Consider the following 3,381-nt stretch of genomic DNA (forward strand, 5'->3'; position numbering starts at 1 on the left):
GCGGCATCCTTTCGGAGATCCAGCGCGGCATCAACACCTCGGTGATGCTGACGGAGGAGGCGGTCAAGCGGGCGGCCACCGGCAAGGCGCGCTCCGACACGACCCAGCGCACGATCGAGGAGATCACCGGGCGGGTGGAGGAGAACGTGCAGACCTTCCAGCAGATCGTGGCGTCGACCAACCAGCAGCAGCTCGGCATCGAGCAGGTGATGGGCGCCCTGCAGAACATCCGCCAGGCGAGCCAGCAGACCGCCGCCGGCACCCGCGAGGTCGAGGCGGCCTCGGCCAACCTCACCGAGCTCGCAGGAGCCCTCATGGCCCTCGCCGAACGCTACCGGCACTAGGCGTCGTCCGGCGCAGGCTCCGGTGGCCGGGCTGAGCCATCGGCTCGCCCCGACGCCATCTCGTCCCGCCGTCGCCGCCGGGGGGCATCGGGGTCTGCTCGAATCCCGGGCGACGGGCCCTGCCGCGTCGACGACCGGTGGCGGAGAGAAGTTCGGCGCTTTCGCCGCCCCCGGCCCTCGGGAACCTCGCGTCGCCGCGACCGGTTTTTCGCCTGGATCCGGCACGCAGCGAGATCGGGAGGCGACGATGGCAGTCAAGACGACGACGCGGAAGACGGTTCGGGCCGTGCTGGCGGCAGGCCTCATCATCGGCTCGACTGGCGCCGTGCTCGCGCGCGGCGGCGGTGGAGGCGGTGGCAGCGATAGCGGCAGCGGCCTCTCGCCCTACGCGGCACTGAACGGCAACGACCGCTCGGCCGGCGTCAACAACGGCAACTACCGCGATCCGCGGCTCGATCCCTATCTCGGGGCGTACGGCGACGGCTATGGCCGTCCCGTCCAGGACCGCTACCGCCCGGTCCGCCGGCCGTATTACGGGACGCCCTACTGATCGGGCGGCGCAACCGTCTCACCCTAAGGTCGCCGTGACCTCGATCTCGAGCTTCATCTCGGGGCGCAGCAGGCCGGCGACGACGAGGAGCGTCGCGGCCGGCCGGACCTGGGCCAGCACGCGGCCGCAGACCGCGAGCACCGCCTCGGCATCCGCCCGATCGGTGACGTAGTAGGTCGCCCGCACGATGCGCTCCAGGCCGGATCCGGCCTCGGCGAGCACCGATGCGATCGTGCGCCAGCACGCCTCAGCCTGCGCCGCGGCTTCCTCCGGCATCGTCATCGTCGCGTCATCGTAGCCGGTGGTGCCGGCGACGAACACGAAGCCGCCCGTCACGACCGCGCGCGAATAGCCGTAGGCGGCCTCGAACGGCGAGCCCGAGCCGATCAGGCGCCGGCTCACCGGCGCAACGCTTCCAGCACCTTCGCGCCCGGACGGCCGGTCTGCGGCATGCCGAGGCTGCGCTCGATCTCCTTGATCGCGTCGCGGGTCTTGGCGCCGACCTTGCCGTCCGGCTCGCCGACGTCGTAGCCGCGCGCCGTCAGCCGGGCCTGAAGGTCGCGGCGCTCGGCCCGCGACAGCGGCGGGTCGTCGGTCGGCCACTCCGCCTGGATGCCGGGCCGGCCGCGCAGGCGGTCGGAGAGCACGGCGATGGCGAGCCCGTAGGATTCGGCGGCGTTGTAGGAGTAGATCGCGTCGAAGTTCCTGGTGACGAGGAAGGCGGGCCCCTCGATCCCGGCCGGGATCATGATGCCGACGGGACCCTCGGCCGAGAGCGGGCGCCCGTCGATGCGCTTGACGCCGAGCGCGGCCCAGTGGCCGACCGGCTTCTTGTTCTTCCGCCCCGCGGCACCGGCGTTGAAGCCGGCCGGCAGCTTGACCTCGTAGCCCCAGCCCTGGCCGTTCGACCACTTCGCGACGTGCAGGAAGTTCGCGGTCGAGCCGACGGCGTCGGGCACCGAGTCGACCACGTCGCGGCGGCCGTCGCCGTCGAGGTCGACGGCGAGGCGCTGGTAGGTCGTCGGCATGAACTGGGTCTGGCCGAAGGCGCCGGCCCAGGAGCCGGTGAGGCGGCCGGGCTCGATGTCGCCGCGGTCGATGATCTTCAGCGTCGCCATCAGCTCGCCGCGGAAGAAGTCGCGGCGGCGGTTGCCGGAGCAGGCCAGCGTCGCCAGCGACTGCACCAGCGGCATCTTGCCGAGGTTCTTGCCGAAGTTCGATTCCACGCCCCAGACCGCGGCGATGGTGAAGCGGTCGACGCCGTAGCGGGCCTCGGCCTGCGCCAGGGCCTGCCCGTACTGGCGCATCGCCGCCTTGCCGTCGTCGACGCGCTCGTCGTCGACCAGGGCCGCCATGTAGTCCCAGATCGGCGTCTTGAACTCGGGCTGCGCCTGGGAGAGCTCGATCACCTTGTCGTCGAAGCTGATCCCGTCGGTGGCGCTGCGGAACGCCTGCGCCGACACGCCCTGCGCCGCCGCCTGCTGCTGCAGGCCGGCGAGGCAGGATTGGAAGTCGGCCCGCGCGCCGGTCGCCGTGAGGCAGGCGAGGGCGAGCCACGGCAGGATCGGCCTGCGGGAGGATCGCTGCCAGGAGTCTCGCCGCATCGTCGTCGCTCGCATGGTGTCCGGGGCGCCGGAGCCTGATGAGGGAACGGTTAACGCAGGCTTAAGGCCGGATCGCGGTGCGGACGCTCCCCCGCGGTCCGGCCGCGCTCACGCCCAGCCGCGCGCGGCCAGCTTGTCCTCGTAGGCGTCGATCTTCGGGGCGCGCTTGAGGGTCAGGCCGATCTCGTCGAGGCCGTTGAGCAGGCTCTCCTTGCGGCCGGGATCGATGTCGAAGTGCAGCGTGCCGCCGTCCGGGCCCCGGATGGTCTGCGCTTCGAGGTCGACCGAGAGGGTGGCGTTGGCGCCGCGCTCGGCATCCTCGAACAGCTTCTCGAGGTCTTCCGGAGAGACCACGATCGCCAGGATGCCGTTCTTGGCGCAGTTGTTAAAGAAGATGTCGGCGAAGCTCGTCGAGATCACGCAGCGGATGCCGAAATCGGTCAGCGCCCAGGGCGCGTGCTCGCGCGACGAGCCGCAGCCGAAATTGTCGCCCGCCACCAGGATCCTAGCGTTGCGGTAGGCCGGCTGGTTGAGCACGAAGTCCGGGTTCTCCGAGCCGTCGTCCCGGTAGCGCATCTCGGCGAACAGCCCCTTGCCGAGGCCGGTGCGCTTGATCGTCTTGAGATACTGCTTCGGGATGATCCGGTCGGTGTCGACGTTGATGATCCGCATGGGCGCCGCGACGCCCTCCAGGGTGGTGAATTTTTCCATTGGTCTTGCCGTCTGTCGCGTTTCGCTCGGTGCCTGCCGGCACCCTAGCAGCGGCGTGCCACGGCCGGAAGGTTCAGGGCAGGTCCCCGGCGCGGAGGGCGCCGTCATGGATCGCCGACGCGACCAGGGCGCCCGCGACCCCGGCGCGACGGAGCGCGGCGAGGTCATCCGG

4 protein-coding genes and 2 pseudogenes are annotated in these 3,381 nt (G+C 71.2%); 2 read left to right on the plus strand and 4 right to left on the minus strand.

The window, feature by feature from the left end; translation table 11 throughout:
* Positions 1-344: pseudogene (locus FV223_RS23380) on the plus strand (chemotaxis protein); the annotation flags it as partial.
* A gap of 247 nt (positions 345-591) precedes the next feature.
* Entirely contained in the window at positions 592-894 is a 303-nt protein-coding gene (locus tag FV223_RS23385) for a hypothetical protein (RefSeq protein WP_147729232.1), read from the plus strand.
* 18 nt (positions 895-912) lie between these two features.
* Here the strand turns inward: FV223_RS23385 and FV223_RS23390 are convergent, their stop codons facing one another.
* From FV223_RS23390 to FV223_RS32610, 4 genes and pseudogenes are all read right to left on the minus strand, one after another.
* Positions 913-1,296, minus strand: a complete 384-nt coding sequence (locus FV223_RS23390) for a RidA family protein (RefSeq protein WP_147729233.1) — start codon at positions 1,294-1,296, stop codon at positions 913-915.
* Positions 1,293-2,498: a lytic murein transglycosylase gene (locus FV223_RS23395; protein WP_147729234.1), complete on the minus strand. Its 1,206-nt coding sequence runs from the start codon at positions 2,496-2,498 to the stop codon at positions 1,293-1,295. Before FV223_RS23395 ends, FV223_RS23390 begins: the two co-directional genes overlap by 4 nt.
* Before the next feature lie 108 nt (positions 2,499-2,606).
* The gene (gene leuD / locus FV223_RS23400; protein ID WP_147729235.1) at positions 2,607-3,209 is read right to left on the minus strand and encodes a 3-isopropylmalate dehydratase small subunit; all 603 of its coding nucleotides are present in this window, start codon (positions 3,207-3,209) and stop codon (positions 2,607-2,609) included.
* Positions 3,210-3,282: 73 nt separating this feature from the next.
* Positions 3,283-3,381, minus strand: a pseudogene (locus FV223_RS32610) (nickel transporter); the annotation flags it as partial.

It is taken from the genome of Methylobacterium sp. WL116, assembly GCF_008039455.1.
Taxonomy (GTDB): Bacteria; Pseudomonadota; Alphaproteobacteria; order Rhizobiales; family Beijerinckiaceae; genus Methylobacterium.

Coding starts and splice junctions, on each gene's coding strand:
- FV223_RS23385 (WP_147729232.1), top strand. CDS start 592: ATGGCAGTCAAGACGACGACGCGGAAGACGGTTCGGGCCGTGCTGGCG.
- FV223_RS23395 (WP_147729234.1), bottom strand. CDS start 2,498: ATGCGGCGAGACTCCTGGCAGCGATCCTCCCGCAGGCCGATCCTGCCG.
- leuD (WP_147729235.1), bottom strand. CDS start 3,209: ATGGAAAAATTCACCACCCTGGAGGGCGTCGCGGCGCCCATGCGGATC.